The sequence below is a fragment of the Bdellovibrio bacteriovorus genome, from assembly GCF_025558485.1.
GTDB lineage: Bacteria > Bdellovibrionota > Bdellovibrionia > Bdellovibrionales > Bdellovibrionaceae > Bdellovibrio > Bdellovibrio bacteriovorus_G.
The window spans coordinates 1,422,115-1,444,512 of the sequence record NZ_CP102930.1 but is presented as its reverse complement, the minus strand read 5'-3'; the positions used below and the strand labels follow the sequence as shown (position 1 = coordinate 1,444,512).

Sequence of the window (22,398 nt, the reverse complement as noted above, 5' to 3'; positions counted from 1 at the left end):
ACCTCCGCAAAAAAAGCGCAAGAGCAAACAGGTTCAAAAGTAATAACGTAAACCTATGGAGGCCGAAGTGATATCCTGATATTTCAATGCCGCTTCCGTGTTGTACTGGGCAATCAGATCCGTATCCAGCAGCACATACTCGGCGTAAACAGACCAGGTTCTATTTCTCCACGCCATCCCCAGCGGAATGCCAAAACGAATGGCGGTGAAATCGTAATATTCCTCTTCCGGAAACTCACTGCCGCTTTTAACAAAGAAGGCTGTGTCGTCCGTGTACATCGCCTGCACACCAACGTAAGGAAGAATCACTTCCCCGTACTTTCCAACACCCCGGATAAATGGCTGAAGGCGGGCTTTTAGATTGAGCTGCCGCACGGACTTTCCATCGCTGTCCGAACTAAATCCCACTCCCAAATCCAATCCGAACCAGCGGTTCTGATTTTCAAAACCTGCGGCCACCGAAGCTTCGCCCATGAAACCCGCGTGCTGCAAAGACATCTGCCATTCAACCGCCTGCGCCGACAGGGGGCTCAAAACCAGAAGACTAAGGAGCCACAGTCCGACAATGTCCTTTTTGGCAGTACCAAACATGAAGTTCTCCTTCCTTAAAATCCAAAATGTTATATTGACGATCCTGGATGCGCGGCACTTGCAGTGACAGATAGTCCGTCATCGCGCGCATAAGAAATGTGTGCTGATGTCCATTCAGAACCAGATTCACCTTGCTGTCTGAATACAGCTTATCAAACTGCATCACCTGAGCCGTCGTGAAGTAATTGGTGGAATCCGGGTCCACATGATGAGCCACAATCACCCGGTCAAAACCCTGACTGTGAGCGACCTCATTAAACATCCAGTCAGCAGACCATGAACTGATAAAGTCCAGACGGTTGTTATTGGCAATAATGATTTTTGTACCGTTGAAGTCAAAGGTGAAGTCAGGATTTCCGAACACCCGGCGATACAACTGCGGTCCCTTGCCAATGCTGTCGTGATTGCCAATCACCACCACCGAGGGTTTGTTCAGGCCCTTCATAATATCGACAAAGATATCGTATTCAAAATTGTAACCACGATCTGTAAAGTCTCCCAGATGGATCACAAAGTCGATATCACTGCGGGAATTGATTTCCCGGATCACCGCACGAAGATCATTGTAATTGGAGTGAGTATCGGAAATAGTGGCGATTCTGAATGTGTCATTAAGATTCAAAGCCTGAATCTTTGCAACATTCCGAGCATTCCAATTGCGAGTGTTTGTCTGAAGTTCATCCGTGAAAGGTGAGTTTTTGAATTCTGCGCATCCTGCAAGGAGCACTGCAAATTTCACCAAGATGAGTAGTATCACAAGGGGTTTCATCTTCAACCTGCTTTCAGGTGCCAGACTACTCCCACTCGGTGGAATTGATTAGACGGTGAAATCGGAAAGGATCGTTCCGAATATGGAACGATACACTAAAATTTACTTCTGGATCTTACCTACATACTTCGGGTTCAAAAGATTTTCCAAAGAGAAAATCTCGTCCAGCTGCTCTTGTGTGACCACGCCCCGTTCAAGCGCCACTTCCGCAACACTGCGACCTGTTTGTGCGCAGATCTTGCCGATACGATCACCTTCATCATGTCCTATGATGGGATCAAGGTATGTGACGATACCAATGCTGTTCATCACATACTCGCGGCAGCGCTCAACATTGGCCGTGATACCGTGAACACATTTGTGCTCCAAAGTTTCGCAGGCATTTTTCAAAAGATCCAAAGACTCGAACAAACTGGAGGCGATCACAGGTTCCATCACGTTCAACTGCAACTGCCCGGCTTCTGCCGCCAGAGTGATGGCCAAATCATTACCCATGATTTTGAAACTGACCTGATTGACAACCTCAGGAATCACCGGATTAACCTTGGCTGGCATAATGGAAGATCCCGCCTGCATTTCTGGCAGATTGATTTCTTTCAAACCAGCACGCGGACCAGAGCTGAGCAAACGCAGGTCATTGCAGATTTTAGACAGCTTCACCGCAGTTCTTTTTAAAGCTCCGGAAATAATAATATAAGCGCCACAATCACTGGTTGCCTCGATATAGTCCTCAGACTTCACATAAGGATGTCCAGTCACCTCGGCCAGTTTCTTCACTGCCAGCTCTGCATATCCCGGCGGAGTGTTAATCCCGGTGCCGATGGCGGTCGCACCAAGATTCACTTCCAGCATGAACTTCTGCACAGTGCGGGTCAGACGACTGTCTTCTTTCAGAAGCGTCGCAAAGGCATTGAATTCCTGCCCCAGGGACATTGGCACCGCATCCTGCAATTGTGTGCGGCCCATTTTCAAAACGCGCTGGAATTCCTGCCCTTTCTTTTCAAAGGCCGCCGCCAATGAATCCAAGGCCTGCAATGTGCTGTTCATGTGTTCAAACAATGCCACACGGAACGCCGTTGGATAGGCATCATTGGTGGACTGGCACTTGTTCACATGATCGTTCGGATTAATGACAGAATAAGTTCCCTTGGCCACGCCACGCTTTTCCAACGCGATGTTCGCGATGACCTCGTTGGCGTTCATGTTGATGGAAGTCCCCGCACCGCCCTGATAAATATCCGAAGGAAACTGCTGACCCCATTTTTTCGGATCATGCAAAACCTCATCACAGGCCTCCACCAGTGATTTGGAAACATCAGACGGAATGGTCCCCAGTTCACCATTGGCAAGAGCACAGGCTTTTTTAACCAGAGCCAAACCACGCACGAAGCTTTGATTGGCGCCCACCGCCTGACCGGAAATTTTAAAGTTTTCGATCGCACGCACAGTGTGAATGCCATAGTAAGCTTCGGCAGGAACCTGCTTTTCACCCAATAAATCTTTTTCTACACGGAACTTGTCCATACAACTCTCCAACAAAAACTATTTTTTAATTTCCACTTTAAGAATCTCGCCATGTTTCATGACGTGAATGGCGTGGTCTTCAAGACCGGCTTTTTTCCGGGCCTCGGCCAGTTCAACTGGCGGGGCCGCCATGGGCTCGTCGCTTAAACGGAAAGTGCCCCAATGCACACCGATGGATTGCTTTGAATGTAAATCCTGATGAATCTTCACAGCGCCTTCGGGGTCCACATGCTGCTGTCCCATAAACCAGCGAGGCTCATAGGCCCCAATCGGAATCATCGCCAGATCCACATCACCACGACGGGTGTGAATATCCGCAAAGTCCCTGGAATATCCCGTGTCCCCAGTATAGACAAAATGGAATCCTTCGGTCTTGATGGACCAGCCGCCCCACAGGCTTTGATTGCGCTGGAACAGCCAACGCTGAGTCCAGTGCTGCGCCGGGGTGAACATCAACGACACATTTTTGATTTTGACTTCGTCCCACCAGTCCAGTTCCTGAACATGACGGATTCCTTCTGACTGCAAAAGTTCGGCATCGCCCAACGGAACCAGAAAAAGGGTCCCGCTGTCTTTTTGCCCCAGTTCGCGCAAAGAAGGCACATCCAGATGATCGTAGTGACTGTGAGAAATCACCACCGCATCAATCTTCGGCAGATCCTTAATGGCAAACGGAAGCTTTACCAGACGCTTCGGCCCCATAAAGCTGACCGGAGAAACTCGCTCAGAAAAAACCGGATCAATCAGGATATTTAAACCATCGATCTGCAAGAGGGCCGTGGAATGTCCCACCCACGTCAGTGTCGTGTCGTGGTGATTTTGCAGAAGATAGCCCAGATCTGTCGGGATGACTTCGGGCTCAAAAGGCGGCTCTGACGGTTTGGAACCTGTCCAGCGCTCCCACTGCCACTTCCAGAAGCTGGCTTTGGGGGAATTGTCATAGTTATTATAAAACTGCGTTTGCCCACGATGCGGCTTTTGCGGGTCATAATAGCGGAAGCTCTGACACCCCATCAGCACGAATAAACCAGTAAAAAGAACCATGGACAATTTCATGCCCCGCAGAGTCTCACCGAGCGCCTTGGGAGGCAAGAAAGCTTCAATTTACACCGTTTGTCATGCGGGGATGTGTTGCCAGCAACGCCCCAAGATATTACGACAGAGCTTTGACACAACAACCTGATTTCGACCGTGAGGACCTGCCGTGATTCGTGAATTCTGGAAGCAGCAAAATCTCTCTCAAAAAGTAGTCATCCTGTTTATTTTGACGCTCTTTTTCCGAGCTTTTTTCTCACTGCATATCGGTCTGATTGATGACGAGGCCTATCACTGGTCCTGGGCCAAATGGTTGCAGCTTTCCTACTTCGATCATCCGGGCATGATTGCATGGTTGGAGGCCATCACCACCAGTCTTTTTGGTGACACCTATTTAGGTGTCCGCCTGCCGGGGTTCCTGTGTTTTGTTGGAACAGTGGTTTTGCTTTATAAACTCACCCGCGATCTGTTTGACGAATGGGCGGCGATCTTTGTCGGTGTTATTTTGCTGTGGTCCCCGTTCTGGGGCTTTGGCGGCTATGTGGCCTCCCCGGAGCCTCCGTTCATGTTATGCTGGGTGGCGGCTTCTTACGTCTTCTGGCAAGGGGTTCGTGAAGACAACAAAGCCTGGAGCGTGAAAAAAACCTGGCTGTGGCTGGGTGTTCTGATGGGACTGGGATTAAATTCCAAATTCATCATTGCTTTACTGGCACCGGGTTTTGGGATTTATCTTTTGGCAACGCCGTCACGTCGCAAGGACTTCCTGACACCGTGGCCGTGGGTGGGCTTCCTGATTGCGACCGCGCTGGCGACACCGATCTTCCTGTGGAATCATATCCACGAATGGCCGGGCTTTAAATACCAATTCCATGATCGCCACACGGGCGAATCCTTCAACCTGAATCGCTGGTTTGTGTTTTTCAGCGCGCAGTTGCTGTTTGCAACTCCGTTCCTGTATGTGCTGATTGTTTTGGCCTTCATCACGTCCTTCTTAAAACGTCAGGAAGCCCGCTGGAGATTCCTGCTATGCCTGACCCTGCCTTCGATTGCAATCTTCTACCCCCAGCCGTTGTTTGCTGACTACAAGCCTCACTGGAGTGGTGCTGCCTACACCTTGTTGCTGATGGGTGCCGGGGCCATCTGGTCCCAGGGTCTTTTCTGGGGTCGCCGCCAGATCGTGAAAGCGCGCAGCAAGGTCTTCACTTGGGGTATCGCCGGATTCTTTATCGTGCTGGGCTTGATCAGCTACACGCCGTTTGCGTACCCGTGGATTCCCAAAGCCTTCCATCTGTTCAATCCAAACGGCGAATGGAAAACCACTTATGATTTCAGCAATGAATTCACCGGCTGGGAAGAACTGGGTAAATACGTGAACCGTCGTCAGCGCGAAATCCACGCCGAAAGCGGCAGCAAACCGTTCATCGCGGCTCACCGCTATGAAAATACAGCGCAAGTCACTTGGGGCACAAAGCAGAAAGTGTACATGCTAAGTTCCACTGTCAGTAACTATACGGTGATGCAATCGCCGGAGGAAATGAACAACCTGAAAGGTCAAAACGCGATCTTTGTAAGTTCAGAAAAATATCCGGCCAATCCGATTGAATGGGCGAAGTGGGATTCCTGTGAAAAGGAAGAACTAAAAACCTTCCGTCACGGCATTCACGCCCGAACGTTCTTCATCTATTTCTGCAAGAACTTCCAGGGCATCACCAAATAGGTACGCCGTACCTATTTGCAACGCGGGGCACTCCAAAAAGGTACGGCGTACCTAATTTAAGACATATTCTATGGGGACGGTGATAACCCAGGAGGTTTTCTGGATTTCGTGTGGGAATGGCTTCATACCGTGGATGCCCTTCACCAGATCGTGAGCGGCTTGATTCAAAGTATCGTAAGGGGCTTTTTCCAGAACCTCGCTGGCTAACAAAGATCCATCCTGAGCCAGCGTAAAGCGCATGGTGACTTTCCCGGTCTGCCCCATCTTCTTAGCCAGCATTGGGTAGCGCTTGCGACGCTCCAGCAGTTTTTTGATTTCATACAGATAACGTTGCTCCGGGGATACTTCGATTCCGTTGGCAACACCTTCACGGCCTTCCAGTGCCCCCTTGTCTGAAGTTCCAGCCAAAGACCCCGCTGTTTTTCCAGTCGGGATTTGTTCTTGCGGGGCTTCCGTGATTTTTTCCGTTTTGATCGCCGGTCCGTCAGAATTATCAACCACTGCCAGTGCTTTCACCTTCGGAGCTTTGACAACTTCTTCCTGCTTGGGAGCCTGAACTGTCCCGCCATCGCCATACATCAGCTCCACACCCACAGGCAGGGGCACCACACCGGGCGCTGCCATCACCAAAGCCAATACGAACAACCCTCCGTGCAACAAGACGGAAAGAATCAGGGAGACATTCATGTTCGGGGCCAGCTTGGATATTTTCATAGGATTTGCTTGCCACTTTTATAAGTTCTTGGCCCCAAAAACTCAACCCGACGGCTCTAAATTGGCCTCAAATGTAATTAATTTAGCTTTAAGACCGATCCAATGAAAACGAAATGAAAAAATAGACAACTTCCAGCCAAGCTTTTACAACTTCCCCACCCTATGAGTTCCATTAATCCTCACTTTACCTTCAACTATGTCCAGCCAGAGGAATACCGTTTTTCCCATGATTCGGTGTTCTTGGCGCGCGAAGTTTTTGAGTTGCTGGAAGGAAGTTTAACCCCGGCAAGAGCTTTGGATCTGTGTTCCGGTTGTGGGATTATTGGCCTGGATTTTCTGTTTCATTGCAGGCAAGCCGGACGCCCCCTGCCCGCGCAATTTGATTTTCTGGAAGTGCAAAGCGTGTATCAGACATACTTCGCAGAAAATCTGAAAAGCTTCGGCGCAGGCCTGCCGTCAGTGAGCTTCATCAATCAAAACTATGAAGTCCTGAAATCACCGGACATGCAGGGACGCTATGATTTGATCCTGAGCAATCCGCCGTACTTCCGCTTGAATCAGGGAAAAATGTCACCTTCGGAATTTAAAAATCGCTGCCGCTTCTTTATTGATTCAGATTTTAAAAATTTGATTGAAGCCATCGACAATGCACTAAGCCCGCAAGGGCAAGCTTACATTCTGCTGCGGGATTTACAGGATCACGGATGGAATCCATTAAATGAGGCCCGCAAAATTCTGGCCGGCCGCCGGGACATTCAGCAGGTGGCCGACATTCGTGGCACACCCGTGGTGCGGATTTCTTAACGACAGAACAGATGACCGATATTATGGGCCGGCAGTGGAAACATCTGTTCACGCTGAATCTGCCCAATCACATGACCACTAAAACCATGTTCCAGACGTACAATTATTTTGCCTTCCCCGGCACGGTTTTCAGTGCAGACGTGCGTCACTAAACGATCCTTGGCAGAAGACTCCGTGGAATTACGGCAAATCAGGCTGAGCGCTTGATCCCCATCATATTGCAAAAGCCCCTGAACAAAGCCAACCACCGCTGTTTCCCGCACAGTGAAGGTGACTTCCGTTCCGTCAGACAACTTACCCTGGCAGGCCGCATAGATCGCAGGAATCAGGCTGGCTTGAGCCGTCCCACCTATCAACAAAGACACCAGAGCAAATACAAATTTTTTCATAAAAGATCCTCTCGGTTCGTGATGATTGCGAACCCGGTCTAACAAAGTTCACAAGGCTATGCCAGAGCTTTCCCTGAACCCTTCGGAAATTTCATGAAAGTTATTGAAAAGATGTTCCGGCGAAAACGGCGAGCTGCTTCGGCTTGCGCGCCTGCCGGCGCTCCAGCTCTGCCGGGCAGGGCCGACTGCCGGACCAGGCCGACTGCCGGGACGGGACGAATAAAAAAGCCCCCATCCATGAGGACAGGGGCTTTGGTGGTTTTGATATTTATCTATAAAATTTAGACGTAAGATCCGCGTTTGATTTTCTCAAGAATCAGTTTTTCTGTCTTGATTGGATCGTTCGGGTCAACAGAGAAGAAGGATTGCTGTTCGCAACGGACCTTTTCTTTGATCAACCAGCGCAGAATATCCGCCAGATTTTTATTCTTTTTATCCAGGAAGAACGGATCGTTTTCCAAAGCATCCTTGGCTTTTTTCAAAGCACGGGCTTCGGCTGGATCGGATTCTTTCACTTTGTAATGAGGCAGATCGTATTTCTTCACGTCTTCCGGCAACACACCCAGGAATTTTACATTCGGGGCGGAGAAGTCAGCATTACGGATCAAAGACGCCGCAGAACCGGCTTTCAAAGTACGGTAGATGTTTTGCAATGTATAAGCATCGAGATCCCCGAAGAAGTACATCGGAACATCCAATTCGTCCTGAATCAGTTTTGACCAGCCACGCACACCGTTGGACGGAACCCCTTGAGCACCCATCACGATACAGTTATTACGTTTGGTGAAACCCATGGTTACCAGCGTATTCGCGGTACCTTCGGATTCCACAATCAGACAGAAGTCGATTTTCTTTTTCGCTCTTAGTTTCAATGATTGTGGCTTGTTCTTTGGCTGGAATGGAGATGTTCCCAGTGTGGAAAGATCCACCACGGCTTTATCGCCATCGGCCAAAGTTTCAGTCACGATCAATTGCTGGGAATAAGTCTGACCACCGCGATCATTGGCGAAGCAGTTCAGTTCTTCACGGTAAACTTCCAGCATATCACCAATAAAATCGATGATCGCATCAGATTCCGGCTGGTCATCAAAGTCCAAAGGCTTCAAACGTGGATTGCCTTTGATCAGACCTTTACACATGTAATAAAGCTCACGCTTGGTGTTGACTGCGCCTTTTTCCAGATTATTCAGAAGGATTTCCAAAACGAACACCACACGCGCCAGTTTTTGCACAGAAGACACGTTCAGCTCGGTACGAACAACCTTATCCCCCGGAGTCAGATAACCGACCTTGGAGTTGTACAAAGAGTTGTCCAAAGAAGTCTTCACGGCTTCAAGAACCGGACGTTTGGAAGATTCCAGATCCTTCAGCATTTTATCTGCAAGAATGCGGGCTTCTTTAGGAATATCAATTTTTAATTCGCGAATGCTGAGTAGTTTGCCCATTAGCTTTTCTTCCCAGTGGTTTTCTTAGTGGTTACAGTCTTTTTCGTGGTGGTTTTCTTTGTCCCTTGCGGTGCTGAGGCCTCTTCCACCAGGTCTTCAGAGGAAATCACATCGACTTCATCTTCGTCACCGTGATCAATGCCCTTTTTCTTTTCGCGTTTTTTCTGCTCCAACAACTTGGATTCAGCCGCTTCCAGATCCGCTATCGCCGCTTCAGAATCACGGCCCAAAAGTTTCTTCAAACCTTCTTCCGCTTTTTTCTTACGTGCTTCCGGCGCCTTGATGATTCTTGCCAAACCCTCCACCAGAATCGGACCGAACTGCTCGATGTGAGCCAGTTTTCTTTCCAGATCCGCTTCCTTCACCTCTTTTTTGATGTGACGGGACAGCTTTTGACCTGCCTGGATCAAAGCCAAACGGATTTCCGCAACCAGTTCCTCGGAAGCATCAATCGTTTCCTTGGAGGCATTTTTAAACTTGATGAACGGAGACACAATGGAAACCGCGAAGATGTACGGCCCCAGTGGCAAAGAGTCTTTAGGCTGACCCAGGCCATAGGCTTTCCAGTTCACGGACTCAATCGCCCAGGTGATCGCACAACCGGATTTATCGAATTGCAACGGCACACGATTGGCAAAACGAAGCAAAGTCACCGGTGAGTCATTTTGTTGATTGCGGTCTTTGAAACGGGCCAATGCCACTTCCACCACAACTGGTTTGAAGTCACAAATGGTCGGTTTACGGGTCACAACCGCGAAGAAGTCGATTTCCCCCAGACGAGTGATGGATTTGGACAACGCCTCTTCACCCACTGTCAGAACGGACTTCGTGCTTGGTGCCATCAAGTCTGTGTTTTGTACGGCCTGGAAGACTTTTTTGAAATCCTCTTCACTTAACGCCGTCAAAGGCTTTTCCAAAAGACCTTTTGGCAGGCCTTTTTTCACAAAATCAGAAATGGACTGGTCAGAAATACGGGAAAAACCCGTTTTCAGGAACTTGGACAAAGTGGTTTTACCGAACAAAGTGGAATGAGTGATAAACTCTCCCAGTTTGAAGGTGTGAGGATGTGGCAAAGAAGCCTCTGGAACTCTTGGAACATCCGTGCTGACACGAGTGACAGTGATAAAATCACCATCGGTCAGTTTGTAAGTGATGGTCATGTGAGGGTTCACCAAAATAGTGCCCTCAATGTAAGTCAAAAGACCGCCGTCGCCGTTAAGTTGAATACGTCCATCCAGTACGAATTCAACGCGCGTTCCATGTTCACGATCCCAATCCAGAGTTTCTTTGTTTTTCAAAACCCCGGTGTTGGATTTGATGTCCACATCCACTTGTGCGGAGATGGCTTTGCGCATTTTTTTAGTCTTGGAAATAACACTTACACCACGGGCATTGGTCATTTGCGCCCAAGTGGTTGCTGCGGAAATACCGATACCCTGCTGACCACGAGAACACTGTCCGCGACCAAATTTAGAGGAAGCCAGATACTCCCCGTAAACCTTCGCCAGATCTTCACCCTCGATACCCGGCCCGTTGTCTTCAACAACGATGCGAATTAAATCAGTATTTTTAGTGGAACCGGCACCCACCTTGGAGATTTCCACAAGAAGGTCCGGCAGAATACCCGCAGACTCACAGGCATCCAAAGAATTATCCACGGCCTCTTTTAGAGTCGTCAAAACAGCCTTTAAAGGAGATGAAAAACCCACCTGCTGGAGGTTTTTAGCAAAATATTCAGCTGTGCTACTTTTGGTAATTTTGCTCACAGTCGCTTGATCCTTACACGATGTTAACGAATTTTAATGAATGACTTTGATAGGTTAAGCCGAACGCAGGGGGTCAAAGCAAGACTTAAGGCTCGGTGATGCTTGGCGTAATTTCAAATGCGAGGAACTTAAAGGCTTTAAAAAGGGGGCCTGAAAGGGTCAAAAACCCCCCTTTTTTCATAGTTATCGATAGGCTTTTCCGCGCCCGTTGGACCATATTTTCAGACTGGAAGGACTGTTCACACTCTGACTTACCGTCGAAGAGTAGCTCAACACACGATTGTTGACGTCTGTGTCGCTCGCCACGTTTGAAAGATAAACTCCGGAAATATCATTCCAAACACAACCTGCAATCTGACTGCTGCCGCCCGGGATGATTTCAATGGCAATATCAGCTGGCACCGACACGGCTGCCGGAACTTCAATCGCCGCTCCGCCATTTCCACCATTGTAACCATTGGTGTCTGTGTTCACGTTACCACCGTCATTCAGATCGGCCAGTCCCCCTGAACCACCGCCACCACCGAAATGGCCGCCGCCTCCACCACCACCAAACTTCGTGGAGCAGGCACCCGCACCACCGCCGAAACCTGCGCCAAAACCACCGCGCCCGAAGTACGCTTCACCCGGATTATTTCCCAAACCGGAACCTATCAAACAACTACTGCCACCTTGTCCGGCCGATCCCTGCGTCGGTGCAATTCCGTTTGAAGGGGAATAATCTCCAGCAGGAGTTGTTCCCGCACTTAAAGATGTCGCGAAAGTTCCGCCCGCACCACCCGCGCTGGCTCCAACAGTTCCCGCCACTGCGGCACTTGAAGGTCCTTCACCCATACCTCCGGCACCACCGGCTCCGGCATCACTGTTATCCGTGCCGCCACGCCCACCACCGCCGCCACCGCCATAGATCATGCCGTTATTTAAGATACTGATTTGCGCGTGAATATCATCAATCTTGAAAGCCGTTCCACCGTGCTGCCCCATACGTTGGGCACCCGCAGTTCCCGCAGGAGCAAATCCTCCGGCACCGGCAGCTCCAACGATCCAGCCATTATTGATCAGGCGCACCCGGGCCCCTGTTGAAAGGGAACCGGTTCGCATCGCAGGCAAAGAAGGATCGGCACTGGAAACTTTAACGCCTCCGTTAACTGTCACCACGAAGGTGCGATTTGAAGAAGCCACCGTGCCGTTGTACTGACTGACTGCCTGAGAATAAATATTGTAATTGGTGGTGTCCGTCGCAATGGCTGCAAGCACCACGGCATCCGTGATACTGACATTCACTGTGGCAACTGTGGATTCATCCGTGCCACCAGCATCGTCCTTCAGTTTCACAGTCACAACCGCTGAGGTGTCCAGTCCCGCTGTCGCCGACAACAGCACCGTCAAGGTGCCGTCACCGACACGGGTCTGTGAACAGTCCACCATCAATCTGGATGGATTGGAATTCGTGCAGATCATCTGCACCTGCTGGCTGTTTTCATTGGCCGGCCCAATATCCACAGTCAGAGCGAAAGAAGAGGGTGTTGAGCCCGTGGGATTCAGCAGAATTTCATGGTCTGCCGGAATCACCGTGATGGCCGGAGCATCATTAACTGGATTAACAATAATGGAAATTTCCTGCTGTGCTATCGAGTTCCCGGCCCCGTTTCCATCATCAAACTGAACTTTGGCATAACAAGTTCCAAAATAATCCGCACGCGGCTTGATGCTGACAGCTCCGGTGGAGACATCAATCACAACGTCCGATACCGGAGTTGCAACCACCGAGATGTCGTTGCAGGCCGTCCCCGACAACCCTGTATAAACCAAAGAATATGTCCCGAAACCTTCATCCAAAGAAGACACCTGAGCGTCACTAAGGACTTGCACCAGACTGGCAAAGGCCGGATCGTCCTCTGTCAAAACAGTGGGCGTGCCCAACGTCAATGCTGGTGCCGCATTCGCCACAGTGATATCCTGAAACTCCATGTCTGAAGCCGCCAGGGGATCAGTCGCCTTTAAAGCCAAACGACAAGTTCCCACCTGCGTGTCATCCGGTGTCCCGCTAACAGCAATAGATCGCCCGTCTGCCGATGGCGTGATATTCAGCCAGGAACAGGTGTCCGAAACATCCCGCGTGATTGTTAAATTTTCCGGATCAGGATCAACAACCATGACAGTACAGGAATAGCTGACATCCTCGGTGGCAGAAGCCGAACACGGTGCAAGGCTGGCGGAGACCACCGGCACATCCTGCACATTGCTGACTGTGATCGCCACATCCGCATACCCCGTTGAAGGGTAAGCATCCGTTAAGGCAATACGGATCTGACAGACACCATCATAATCCGCAGCCGGACGGAAAGAAAAAGCCCCTGTGGTGGCGTCAATACTGTAATTGGATGATACCGGTGCCATCGCATAGTCTTCACAGCGATCCCCGGCCACTGTCGGTGTCACCAGACTGTAAGTGCTGGTGCCTTCCTCAATGGAAGACACATTGGCCGCGGGAATCACCACTGCGAATGGCGCATCTTCGGAAATCGCATAAGGCCCGCCCGTCACGACCACAATCGGTGCCGAATTAGTGATGGAAATATCCCAGGTAAAGCGAGTGCTCTGCCCCAGTTGATCGTCCTCTGCATACACGGCCACATGACAGGTTGTTCCCACCTGCGCCGCTGCGGGGGTGCCACTGACCTCTCCGGTTGTCACATTTATACCCAACCAGCCACCACAGGTCGTCGCCGCATCCAAAGAATAACTTAACGTCAAGGGTGAAGGCAGATCCACATCTGTTGCACTGATCGTACAGGAATAATTGTAATTTTCCCCGATCGTCAACGGACAAGACAGCGTACCGATCACAGGAAGATCGTTCACGGGTAAAACATCCAACGTCACCGTCACCGCCGAAGATTCATTTCCCGCACGATCAACCACCTTGTAGCTGAACGAATCATCAGCTTCATTATTCAGTTGCGGAGCATAAGTACAATTCAGACTGGCCCCGACTCCACAACCGGATAAGGTTCCTTTTCCGGGGCTGGTGACAATCACGACTTCATACTGATCATTTTCAGTGGGTGTGCTTAAAACAAAATTGGCCGGAGTGTCTTCGGTCACAGACACTGTCTGAGGAATACCCGCCACCGGGGGCTGATCATCAATCAGGAAATCACCCAGCATGATGGTCTCTTCCGATTCATTGATCACGGCAGTCAAACGAGCCTTGTAATTTCCTGGTGCCAGTGTCGCCAAAGGCCAGTCATAAGAGCCCGCTGAAGTGATGTGGGCTTCCGCCACAGACCAGGTGCTGCCCGCATCGGCAGAATATTCGAGTTTGAAATAATTTGGCTGGACAGACCCGCCGTTGGTGCTCCAGCGAATGTTCATGGTGGATGTCGATTTATAAGCAGGACGAAGAGCCAAGGTGCTTTGCAGATTGCTGGACAATACCGTCAGGTCGGCATTCATACAGCCTGCAAGAAAGGTTGCCATGATGATGTGAATAAAGATACGCCCCTTGATCATCCTTATATTTATCGGAAATTTCAGGTAATTCTGGATTGTTTTGACATTAAAAAAGTGTCACTATTTATCTCACAATGAGACTTCGGTATTTATTCGGCATTTTCAGTATTACCATGACCGTGTCTTGCGCCCTTCATGCGGCGGCGTTGAACGCTTCCCCTTGGAGTGGTCAAAAATTAGATAAAGTCGAATACTCCGAAAGACCTCTCGCCCTTTCTCAGGTTATCAACAGCGAATTCAAAAACAGTCATTTTACTCTGAGCTCGTGGTTTCAGATGTCTTTTGATAATTCCGACTTTGTGGATTCCCGACTGAATGGGGTGCAGGCCTTAAAAACACGCTTTCATGAGGTGCGTTTTAAAAACTCCAACCTGGCCGGACTAAAATGCAGCCTTTGTGTTTTTGAAAATGTTCTTTTCACAAACGTGCGTCTGGATGGCAGTCGTTTTCTGGCCAGTACATTCCGCAACACCTCTTTTATAGATTCTGATTTAAGCCGGGTTGATTTCATCAATAGCACTTTTGAAAACTGCACTCTGGATGAAAGTTCCGCCAAAACAGTGCATCCCGCTTTACTGAAAAAATGGAAGCTCCAAACCAGGGAAGTGCGATGAAGGAAATTCTACAGTCACGCGCCTTGCAAATTTATGGGGCCCTTCTGGCAGCAACTCACGTCCTGTCAGCATACTTCTGGATGGACCGGTCTTTGGATCTGGTGGTCAAAGCCGGTGAAGTGTCTTCGGCCCTGTGCTGGCCTTGGGCTCCGTTTTGTCAGACGTTGCGCTTTTCTTCCGAAGCCCAGGCCGCAGGCTATCTGGAAATCTACGCCCTGCTGGGTGTGATCACTGCGGTCTTATTTGTGGCCGGTAAAGTGCGCTGGGCCTATGCTGGCTTATTGGGTCTTTTGGGATTGAAGATTTTCTTCACCAGTCTTTCTTATGGACTGATGGGGAACTATCACTACATGAGCTTTATCATTCATGGCGCTTTCCTGTTTGCACCTTACAAGAAAACCTTGATTCCTCTTTGTCTGGGAATTTTCTACTGGGGCGCGGGCGTTCTTAAACTGAACCCGGAATGGCTTTCGGGCGTGGCGCTGATTCATCCCACCTTTCTGCCCGGGCCTCTTGAGCACATCAGTCTGAGCTACGCGGTTCTGCTGGAATGTATTTTTGTAGTGGGGCTTTTCAGTTCCAAAGCCTGGATTCGCCATGTGGTTCTTATTCAGTTTGTTTTATTCCATGCCTTTTCCTGGCACATCGTGGGTTATTTCTATCCTTTGACGATGCTGCTGCTTTTGGGTCTTTTTGTCCTGATCCCCCTGTGCAAAGAACCCTGGGAAGCCGAATGGAATCCGTTTATCTTAAAGCAAAAAAGCACGCTGGTTTTGGGCGGCCTGCTGATCTTCCTGCAATTGATCCCTTATCTGTGGGCCACTGATCCGGCGGCCAGCGGGACTCCGCGCCTGGTGTCTTTGAACATGCTTGATGCCCGTATGGAATGCGAAACCCTTTTGATCCGTCATCAAAATCGGGCCAACGAAGTGTACGATCCATTTATCAAAGCTCCATCCACACGCACCCAGTGCGATCCCATTGTGTTCCTGTCACAAATTCCCGCAATTTGTAAGGACAGCTCTGAAAACATGGACTTCTGGTTGCAGTCCCGTCGCACTACCGACCAAAAGATGCAAACACGTCTGGTCATCAAAGATGTGTGCAAGAAAAATCCGGCAGAACTTCTCTGGGCGGAGGTGTTATGAAAATGGTTCTGGCCCTTTACAGTTTGCTGATTGCCGTTCTTTTGGTGCGTGCCGAAGTGAAAACCTGGCCGTTACTGGGACCCGACTGGCGTTTTGCCAAACTTGCAAAGCCCGCACAGGGAGCCACTGTCACCTATGATCTTTCACCTCGAACCGACCGCTCTGCCCAATCAACCTATCGAAGTGATGCACAAAGATCCGGGCGAACAGAGTCCTCGCTGCCACGCTTTAAAGATCTGTCCCTGCTTTGGAAAATTCCCAACCTGAACAATGGCATCCACCGCGCCAGTAAAAGCAGTCCTGCCGTGGATCCTGAGGGTTTTTATATCGCTGATGACACAGGGTTTGTCAGAGCCTACAACTGGCAAGGCGAATTGCGCTGGCAATTTTATTCCGGTGTCAGCAGCCGGGGCTTTCATTCCACCCCACTGACGGATCAGGACAGTCTTTACATAGGTGACTATGCGGGTTTTCTTTATAGTTTGAATAAAAGCTCCGGCCAAATTCGCTGGATCACAAAGACAGGTGTGACTGTTGGCTCTTCCCCACTATTGCATGCCGGTGTCCTTTATGTCGGTGTCGAGCTGGCAGATCCCGATGGGTATTTACTGGCGATTGAGGCCCGCTCTGGCCGGTGGATCTGGACTTCGCCTTTGCTGGGAAATCATCCTCATTCCTCCCCGTCGCTCAGTCAGGATGGGCAACTGTTGCTTATGGGGTCCAACACCGGAGCCATGGCAGCTTACGACCTTCATACCGGAAAAAACTTATGGTCCTTTGCCACCAATGATGACATCAAATGCAGTGCTTTGATCAATAAGGATCGCGCTTACTTTACATCCTGGGATGGCTTTTTGTATGCCGTGGACAATCATACTGGAAAAATGATCTGGAAAACTGTTTTGGATGGCAGCGCTATGAGCTGTCCTTCCTTAAATAAAAGCGGTGATATTTTGATTATCACGGGCTTTGCCAAAAATTTTGCCATTCGCACGGCCAACGGAACGCCCCTGTGGGATTCCGCTATCGTGGGCCGTGATCTGCGTGCACAGGCCAGTCCCTTAATTATCAGTTATTCTTCACAAGAGGTGGCCATCACCTTATGCGAAAACAGATCCCTGTGCGTTCAGGATGTTCAATCCGGAACGGTTCTGCAAAAAGTAAAAATGCAAAGTGATTTTTCCGGGTCTCCGGTTTACTGGGATGGAAAGCTTTTGTTAAGCACATCCGGTGAAGACGGCCTGCTGGTGCTTAGTCAATAGCGGCGCCACCTGCGCCCAATCGCAACTTATAGCCGTCCTTCTTCACTTCCGCCCGATCATACTGAGTGCCAACAGTTCCCGTCATGCGCCAGCCCTTCGGATCTGAAGCCACCGTGATATCACCACCCGCACTGACAATCTGAGTGCTCTCTTTGGTGATCGCATCAAAGACCACATTCTGTGACAGGGCCATCCCCAGATTGTTTACACTGACAGTTTTTATACCCGGGTCCGTGGCCCGCAAGGAACAAATGGATATTCCAAATTCATCGCTGGCCGAACAGGTTAACGGATAAACGCCCGTTCCTTGAGTGATGGTAAACTCTGGTACAAACCCCGCGACCACAGTGTCGTCAGAGTTCATAAGCTGAATAACAAATTCAAGTTCGGTCCGCCCGTCGGCTTTTCCGTTGGAACCAACATAGATTTCGGATTTAGCGAAGTCGGCTTTCGCAGGATCGGTGATCACACCTTTAACTGGACGTTCGGCGATTTCAATCCCCGGCGGAAGTTTTGGCGTTTTTAAGCCCGCCAAATCCTGGAGACTCGCTTCCAGCGAACATCCTGATGTAAAAAACATCAATGATATAAGAGCTATCGCAAGGTTCCAGCACATTCATGCCTCCGACATTTCACATATCTTATCGGCCTGCTTTGTCGGCAACTATATATTACAGTCGTTTCAGGTTTTGGCCCCTGACTTAAGAAATTCTGTAAAAGTTCCGAATAATCAAGGGTCTATGAACACTCGGAACGTCATGGTTTTAATTTTTGGTACCGTTCTATTATCAGTGAGCTCAGCACTGATCGCTGTACGTTTGACTCAAGATAAAACAATCACCGAAGCAAATTCTTCCGCTCCCGTTGCTGCAAAAGCCGTATCTGTCGCGGCAGCCCCCACTGCGCCCACCGCCCTGGCAGGGCATGAAAATAGTGCTGCGGCGGCAACAGGGACAAACACGGCAACACGGCCTGCGCCAGAAACAGCACTTCCACCACAGGTCTTTATTCAGCCTGATGTGAATGCATATCTGGACAATCGCAAGCCTCTTAGTGTCGATGAGGTTCAAAACACTTTGCTAAAAGCAACACCGGACTGCAAAGAGGACTATCAAAAACTCTGTCTGGGAAATTCTTATTTGGCAGAACATCCACTGGCCTGCCTGCGCAATCAGAAAGATCATCTTTCCCGTGCCTGCTTTAATCAGGTCGCGGCAGTGCGCGATCAGTTTCAGAAGGACTGCGCCTCGGACATTCGCCGTCTCTGTCCAAAACAATCCAGCTACTTTGGTTGCCTTAAGCAGCAGGTGGATTCTTTAAGTCCCGCATGCCGTAATAACATTCAGCAGTTTTCCCGCCGCTAGTTCGTCTCAAACTGAAGCAGTATTTTCAAATGTTGGTAATCCTCGCAATTCTTTCTTATGAATGGTCCGGATTTACCCGATAAAATAGGTATATCGAACTTGTGACCTTTAACATGAACGTGAATGGAAGGAAAAGGTATGGGGTTCTCACAAGCCAGAGCAGTCATTCTTTTTTCATATCTTGTTGTCGCTCCTTTTTTTGCATCGGCCTCTGTTTCTTTGACCGAGGTGCCGCAAGGACTGACTGTCCAGGGTAAAATTGTTCAACCCGACGGACTTCCTTTGGAAGACTCGCATGTCACCTTCAATATAAAGGTTCTTTCCCCGGGTGCGGAAAGCTGTGTGTTGTTCGAGGAAAATCGCGTCGTCAATATGACCAACAGCAAAGGTATTATCAACTTCACAATCGGCGCTTCCGAAGCTGGCACCAGTGTTGTCAATACCGGCCCGCTGCTTGCAATCCATCAGGTTTTGAAAAACTCCGCACCGATCACAGGACTGACAAGTTGTGCTTCAGGTGACACATACACCCCACAAGCCGGGGATTCCCGTAAAGTGCGCGTGTCCTTCACCGTGGGCAGCGAGTCTGTCACACTGGCTCCGGACTTTAAAATGAAATCCGTTCCTTTTGCTCTGGAAGCCGACAATGCCGTGGCTTTGAATGGCAAAAAAGCCAGCGACTTTATTCAAACCTCTGCAACAGTCACGCAGGAGCGTATCGAACAACTGCTGCTACCTGCCAACTTTGACGGTTTGGTGTCGATGTTGAATCCAACGGCGGCTCCGCCAAGTGATGGGGTGATCGGTATTCCAACCTCTGATGGCAGCACCGCACCGGTTCGTGACGGTCTGATGCGCTATGATGAGGTGACCCAAACAGTTCAGGTTTCCGTCGGTGGACAGTGGCAGGATTTGATGACCGGTGGAACCACCGTGGGTTCATCCAATATCGCCGATGGTTCCATCAGCACACCTGATATTGCCAACAATGCAGTGACCGGTGGGAAAATCGCAGGCAATGCCATTACCACGGATAAAATCGCGGACGAAGCTGTGACCACCGATAAGATTATGAACATGTCCGTGACCAATTCCAAAATTGCCGACGGTGCCATTACATTTAACAAGATCGCCAACGGGGCCATCAGTACGTCAAAAATTGTGGACTCAGCTATAACTTCCGCCAAAATTTTGGACGGCAGCATTGTCACCGTGGATATCGCCGATTCGGCCATCACCTCTTCAAAAATTCAAGATGGTTCTATCGTGAATGCAGATGTGGCGGATTCAGCCATTAATTCCGCCAAGATTGAAGACGGCACCATCGTCAATGCCGACCTGGCCGATTCCGCAGTTAATTCTGCAAAAATTCAGGATGGCAGCATCGTGAACGCTGATATTGCTGATTCAGCCATCAATTCCGCCAAGATTGCAGATGGCTCGATTGTCGCTGCCGATCTGGCTTCCAATGCGGTGACCACCGTCAAAATTCTGGATGGTAATGTGACTGATGCCAAGATTGCTTCAGTCTCTGGATCTAAGGTGACCGGAAACATTCCCGGCAACGCGGCAGGCTTCTATGGTTCTTTGGGGGGTGACGTCACCGGAACTCAAGGCGCCACCATCGTTGATGGTATTCAAGGTCGCGCAGTGGCTTCCACTGCGCCCGGTGCCGGACAAGTTTTAAAATGGACGGGTTCGCAGTGGGCCCCACAAGCCGACAATAACTCGGGTGGTACAATCACAAGTGTTGGCGCCGGAACAGGTCTGGCCGGTGGCGGCTCTTCGGGCGGTGTCTCTTTAAGTCTGACTAACACCGGCGTCGGTGCTGGCTGGTATGGAACATCCACATTAGTGCCAAGGTTCTACGTGGACAGCCAAGGGCGCATCACCTCTGTAAGCCATGTTGCCGTGGCTGCCGGGGCGGCCTGCGGCGGGTATCAGCACGGTCAGGTCTATATCGCCAGCAGTTCATGCAACTCCAAAACCATGTCGCAATGTTTGAATGGCAGTGCTGTCAGCCTGGGTTCTTTCACCGTTCCATCATCCTGTGACGGGGATGGTGATGGATTCTAAACGTTCGCTGGGGCTCTACTACGCCATCCTGATTGTCATCATTGGAGCCAGTCAATTCTTTGAAGGGGGAGGCCGCGTTCTTCCCCTGCCGAAAAAGAACCACCTGAATTTCCCTTCAACAGATCAGATCTTCAATCCCGCATTTCCAGTTCTTTCCAGCGGACTTCACCCGCAGTTCCCGGCTTCTGATATCATTCTGCAAGAACTCCTTTTTGCGCCCTTTATTATCCTGAAAGAACAAAACCTTTCAGGAAAGAATCTGGGAAAAGCCCATCTAAGCTTTGCCGACCTTCGGAAAACGGACCTGACTGGAACGGATCTTTCGCAGGCTTTTTTGTACGGCGCCCAACTTGACGGGGCCCTTTTCAATGAAAAAACACATTTACCCTTTTCCGAACAAACAGCCCTGAAGCTCGGTATGAAGAAGGTCCCATGAAAAGCCTTCTGAAAGAACTGCACGCGCAAAGCTCATTGGGTCTGATTGGCGTGATTTTAAGTGTGGAACATGTCTTCACTTTTATCTTCTGGCTGACAGAGCGCCCGATTCATCTGATTCTTTCCTCTTCAACTCCTGCTGTGTGCTGGCCGCTGCTGAGTTTTTGTGAATCCTTAAAGCCGTCTTCGGCTCTGCTGACTTTCATGATGGGACTGTATCTGGCTTTGGCCATCGGGGCTATTCTAAGCTGGGTTTTGAAACGTTATAAAACAGGCATTTTTCTTCTTTGGGTTCTATTATTATTTAAAACCACCCTGATCCTTTTTGATTACCGTCTGACCGGGAACTATCACTACATCCCGACCCTGCTGACATTTGCATTTTTACTGGTGCCCGGTCGGGCCCGCGCGATGCCGATGACTTTCTTTGTGCTTTATTTCACGGCCGGAATTCTTAAACTTAACAGTCAGTGGCTGTCAGGTGCTGCCATCAATGACCGTCTGATTCCGGCGTTCTTCACCCGCATGGGGGTCTGGTATGTTCTATTGCTGGAACTGGTGTTTATTTTTCTGTTGTTTGCGCGAAAAGACCGCTGGTTCTATTTCCTTTTTGCCCAGTTGGTGATTTTCCATTTGTATTCATGGCATCTGACCCGTTTTTTCTATCCGTGTGTGATGCTGCTGCTTTTGGGGATTTTGCTGGTCACAAGGCCTTTGCAAAAATCTGAAGGCCTGATTTTCAGTTGGTATCAGTGCCTGCGACAGCGAAGCGCTGTGGTTCTGCTGGTGCTCTTTGTCGCCTTGCAACTGCCTCAGTACTACATTCCCGGCGAAGCCGCCATCACGGGTGAAGGCCGCATGTATGCGCTGATCATGTACGACGGAAGAACACAATGCCAGCCCCATGTAAGTATATGGAAAAAGAATCAGGACAAAGAGGACATGCCACTGGTGCCACCTTGGTTGCTGACTCGCACGGCCTGCGATCCTTTGATCTTTATGCGCCTGACGGAAAAGGTCTGCTCTTGGGTGGAAAAAGATCCCAACATCCTGCAAGTGGATCTGAATGTTCCCATTCGTTATCAACAGCAGGAAGAGTGGAAGTCACTAGTGTCAATTACCGATTTTTGCCGGAAACATCTGACGTATTCCAGTTTCTTCCCCAACTCCTGGATTAATAAACTGGAACTTTCGTCCGATTCAGAACAATAGGCAGTCTCGTTTTCATT

General features: G+C 49.7%; 19 protein-coding genes. 9 read left to right on the top strand and 10 right to left on the bottom strand.

Annotated features, from left to right (window positions below):
- Positions 1-33: 33 nt before the first annotated feature.
- The 4 genes from EZJ49_RS07225 to EZJ49_RS07210 all read right to left on the bottom strand — a co-directional run bounded on the left by EZJ49_RS07225 (position 34) and on the right by EZJ49_RS07210 (position 3,940).
- Positions 34-591, bottom strand: a complete 558-nt coding sequence (locus EZJ49_RS07225; protein WP_262555504.1) for a hypothetical protein — start codon at positions 589-591, stop codon at positions 34-36.
- Positions 545-1,348, bottom strand: coding sequence for a metallophosphoesterase family protein (locus EZJ49_RS07220; protein WP_262555502.1), 804 nt, complete (start codon positions 1,346-1,348; stop codon positions 545-547). Before EZJ49_RS07220 ends, EZJ49_RS07225 begins: the two co-directional genes overlap by 47 nt.
- Before the next feature lie 114 nt (positions 1,349-1,462).
- Positions 1,463-2,884 (bottom strand): aspartate ammonia-lyase, encoded by a 1,422-nt coding sequence (gene aspA / locus EZJ49_RS07215; RefSeq protein WP_262555499.1) that lies wholly within the window; start codon positions 2,882-2,884, stop codon positions 1,463-1,465.
- A gap of 18 nt (positions 2,885-2,902) precedes the next feature.
- Positions 2,903-3,940 carry an MBL fold metallo-hydrolase gene (locus EZJ49_RS07210; protein WP_262555496.1) on the bottom strand — a complete coding sequence of 346 codons (1,038 nt, stop codon included), beginning with the start codon at positions 3,938-3,940 and terminating at the stop codon, positions 2,903-2,905.
- 148 nt (positions 3,941-4,088) lie between these two features.
- Here EZJ49_RS07210 and EZJ49_RS07205 point away from each other — a divergent pair, with 148 nt between their 5' ends.
- Positions 4,089-5,636: an ArnT family glycosyltransferase gene (locus tag EZJ49_RS07205; protein WP_262555494.1), complete on the top strand. Its 1,548-nt coding sequence runs from the start codon at positions 4,089-4,091 to the stop codon at positions 5,634-5,636.
- Positions 5,637-5,687: 51 nt separating this feature from the next.
- On the opposite strand, the gene EZJ49_RS07200 is transcribed toward EZJ49_RS07205, so the two are convergent.
- A complete protein-coding gene (locus EZJ49_RS07200; RefSeq protein WP_262555492.1) occupies positions 5,688-6,350 on the bottom strand; it encodes an energy transducer TonB in 663 nt (220 codons plus the stop codon).
- 162 nt (positions 6,351-6,512) lie between these two features.
- Between EZJ49_RS07200 and EZJ49_RS07195 the strand changes: the two genes are divergently transcribed.
- Positions 6,513-7,154 (top strand): RsmD family RNA methyltransferase, encoded by a 642-nt coding sequence (locus EZJ49_RS07195; RefSeq protein ID WP_262555490.1) that lies wholly within the window; start codon positions 6,513-6,515, stop codon positions 7,152-7,154.
- On the opposite strand, the gene EZJ49_RS07190 is transcribed toward EZJ49_RS07195, so the two are convergent.
- From EZJ49_RS07190 to EZJ49_RS07175, 4 genes are all read right to left on the bottom strand, one after another.
- Positions 7,151-7,543 (bottom strand): hypothetical protein, encoded by a 393-nt coding sequence (locus EZJ49_RS07190; RefSeq protein WP_262555489.1) that lies wholly within the window; start codon positions 7,541-7,543, stop codon positions 7,151-7,153. The genes EZJ49_RS07195 and EZJ49_RS07190 overlap by 4 nt on opposite strands.
- A 281-nt stretch (positions 7,544-7,824) precedes the next feature.
- Positions 7,825-8,988, bottom strand: coding sequence for a DNA topoisomerase VI (locus tag EZJ49_RS07185; protein WP_262555488.1), 1,164 nt, complete (start codon positions 8,986-8,988; stop codon positions 7,825-7,827).
- Positions 8,988-10,754: a DNA topoisomerase VI subunit B gene (locus tag EZJ49_RS07180; protein WP_262555486.1), complete on the bottom strand. Its 1,767-nt coding sequence runs from the start codon at positions 10,752-10,754 to the stop codon at positions 8,988-8,990. The genes EZJ49_RS07185 and EZJ49_RS07180 overlap by 1 nt, the downstream gene beginning before the upstream one ends.
- 183 nt (positions 10,755-10,937) lie before the next feature.
- Positions 10,938-14,270 carry a cadherin-like domain-containing protein gene (locus EZJ49_RS07175; protein WP_262555484.1) on the bottom strand — a complete coding sequence of 1,111 codons (3,333 nt, stop codon included), beginning with the start codon at positions 14,268-14,270 and terminating at the stop codon, positions 10,938-10,940.
- Between the two features lie 275 nt (positions 14,271-14,545).
- Between EZJ49_RS07175 and EZJ49_RS07170 the strand changes: the two genes are divergently transcribed.
- From EZJ49_RS07170 to EZJ49_RS07160, 3 genes are read left to right on the top strand one after another with little or no spacing between them, the layout of a single operon-like run.
- A complete protein-coding gene (locus tag EZJ49_RS07170; protein ID WP_262555482.1) occupies positions 14,546-14,884 on the top strand; it encodes a pentapeptide repeat-containing protein in 339 nt (112 codons plus the stop codon).
- Complete coding sequence (locus EZJ49_RS07165) at positions 14,881-16,032, top strand: hypothetical protein (protein WP_262555480.1); 1,152 nt, start codon at positions 14,881-14,883, stop codon at positions 16,030-16,032. The genes EZJ49_RS07170 and EZJ49_RS07165 overlap by 4 nt, the downstream gene beginning before the upstream one ends.
- Positions 16,029-17,294, top strand: a complete 1,266-nt coding sequence (locus EZJ49_RS07160; protein ID WP_262555478.1) for a PQQ-binding-like beta-propeller repeat protein — start codon at positions 16,029-16,031, stop codon at positions 17,292-17,294. The genes EZJ49_RS07165 and EZJ49_RS07160 overlap by 4 nt, the downstream gene beginning before the upstream one ends.
- Here EZJ49_RS07160 and EZJ49_RS07155 read toward each other — a convergent pair.
- Entirely contained in the window at positions 17,284-17,910 is a 627-nt protein-coding gene (locus EZJ49_RS07155; protein WP_262555476.1) for a hypothetical protein, read from the bottom strand. The genes EZJ49_RS07160 and EZJ49_RS07155 overlap by 11 nt on opposite strands.
- Before the next feature lie 124 nt (positions 17,911-18,034).
- Between EZJ49_RS07155 and EZJ49_RS07150 the strand changes: the two genes are divergently transcribed.
- The 4 genes from EZJ49_RS07150 to EZJ49_RS07135 all read left to right on the top strand — a co-directional run bounded on the left by EZJ49_RS07150 (position 18,035) and on the right by EZJ49_RS07135 (position 22,381).
- On the top strand, positions 18,035-18,658 hold the full coding sequence (locus EZJ49_RS07150; protein WP_262555474.1) for a hypothetical protein: 624 nt from the start codon (positions 18,035-18,037) through the stop codon (positions 18,656-18,658).
- A gap of 138 nt (positions 18,659-18,796) precedes the next feature.
- Positions 18,797-20,734 (top strand): hypothetical protein, encoded by a 1,938-nt coding sequence (locus EZJ49_RS07145; protein WP_262555472.1) that lies wholly within the window; start codon positions 18,797-18,799, stop codon positions 20,732-20,734.
- Positions 20,724-21,170 (top strand): pentapeptide repeat-containing protein, encoded by a 447-nt coding sequence (locus EZJ49_RS07140; RefSeq protein ID WP_262555470.1) that lies wholly within the window; start codon positions 20,724-20,726, stop codon positions 21,168-21,170. Before EZJ49_RS07145 ends, EZJ49_RS07140 begins: the two co-directional genes overlap by 11 nt.
- Positions 21,167-22,381 (top strand): HTTM domain-containing protein, encoded by a 1,215-nt coding sequence (locus EZJ49_RS07135; protein ID WP_262555468.1) that lies wholly within the window; start codon positions 21,167-21,169, stop codon positions 22,379-22,381. The genes EZJ49_RS07140 and EZJ49_RS07135 overlap by 4 nt, the downstream gene beginning before the upstream one ends.
- Positions 22,382-22,398 lie beyond the last annotated feature (17 nt).

Excerpts from the sequence above, each read along its gene's own strand:
- EZJ49_RS07150 (WP_262555474.1), top strand. The coding sequence starts at position 18,035 with ATGAACACTCGGAACGTCATGGTTTTAATTTTTGGTACCGTTCTATTA.
- EZJ49_RS07145 (WP_262555472.1), top strand. The coding sequence starts at position 18,797 with ATGGGGTTCTCACAAGCCAGAGCAGTCATTCTTTTTTCATATCTTGTT.
- EZJ49_RS07225 (WP_262555504.1), bottom strand. The coding sequence starts at position 591 with ATGTTTGGTACTGCCAAAAAGGACATTGTCGGACTGTGGCTCCTTAGT.
- EZJ49_RS07190 (WP_262555489.1), bottom strand. The coding sequence starts at position 7,543 with ATGAAAAAATTTGTATTTGCTCTGGTGTCTTTGTTGATAGGTGGGACG.
- EZJ49_RS07135 (WP_262555468.1), top strand. The coding sequence starts at position 21,167 with ATGAAAAGCCTTCTGAAAGAACTGCACGCGCAAAGCTCATTGGGTCTG.
- EZJ49_RS07170 (WP_262555482.1), top strand. The coding sequence starts at position 14,546 with ATGTCTTTTGATAATTCCGACTTTGTGGATTCCCGACTGAATGGGGTG.
- EZJ49_RS07165 (WP_262555480.1), top strand. The coding sequence starts at position 14,881 with ATGAAGGAAATTCTACAGTCACGCGCCTTGCAAATTTATGGGGCCCTT.
- EZJ49_RS07210 (WP_262555496.1), bottom strand. The coding sequence starts at position 3,940 with ATGAAATTGTCCATGGTTCTTTTTACTGGTTTATTCGTGCTGATGGGG.
- EZJ49_RS07200 (WP_262555492.1), bottom strand. The coding sequence starts at position 6,350 with ATGAAAATATCCAAGCTGGCCCCGAACATGAATGTCTCCCTGATTCTT.
- EZJ49_RS07195 (WP_262555490.1), top strand. The coding sequence starts at position 6,513 with ATGAGTTCCATTAATCCTCACTTTACCTTCAACTATGTCCAGCCAGAG.
- EZJ49_RS07175 (WP_262555484.1), bottom strand. The coding sequence starts at position 14,270 with ATGATCAAGGGGCGTATCTTTATTCACATCATCATGGCAACCTTTCTT.
- EZJ49_RS07140 (WP_262555470.1), top strand. The coding sequence starts at position 20,724 with ATGGATTCTAAACGTTCGCTGGGGCTCTACTACGCCATCCTGATTGTC.
- EZJ49_RS07155 (WP_262555476.1), bottom strand. The coding sequence starts at position 17,910 with ATGTGCTGGAACCTTGCGATAGCTCTTATATCATTGATGTTTTTTACA.
- EZJ49_RS07160 (WP_262555478.1), top strand. The coding sequence starts at position 16,029 with ATGAAAATGGTTCTGGCCCTTTACAGTTTGCTGATTGCCGTTCTTTTG.
- EZJ49_RS07185 (WP_262555488.1), bottom strand. The coding sequence starts at position 8,988 with ATGGGCAAACTACTCAGCATTCGCGAATTAAAAATTGATATTCCTAAA.
- aspA (WP_262555499.1), bottom strand. The coding sequence starts at position 2,884 with ATGGACAAGTTCCGTGTAGAAAAAGATTTATTGGGTGAAAAGCAGGTT.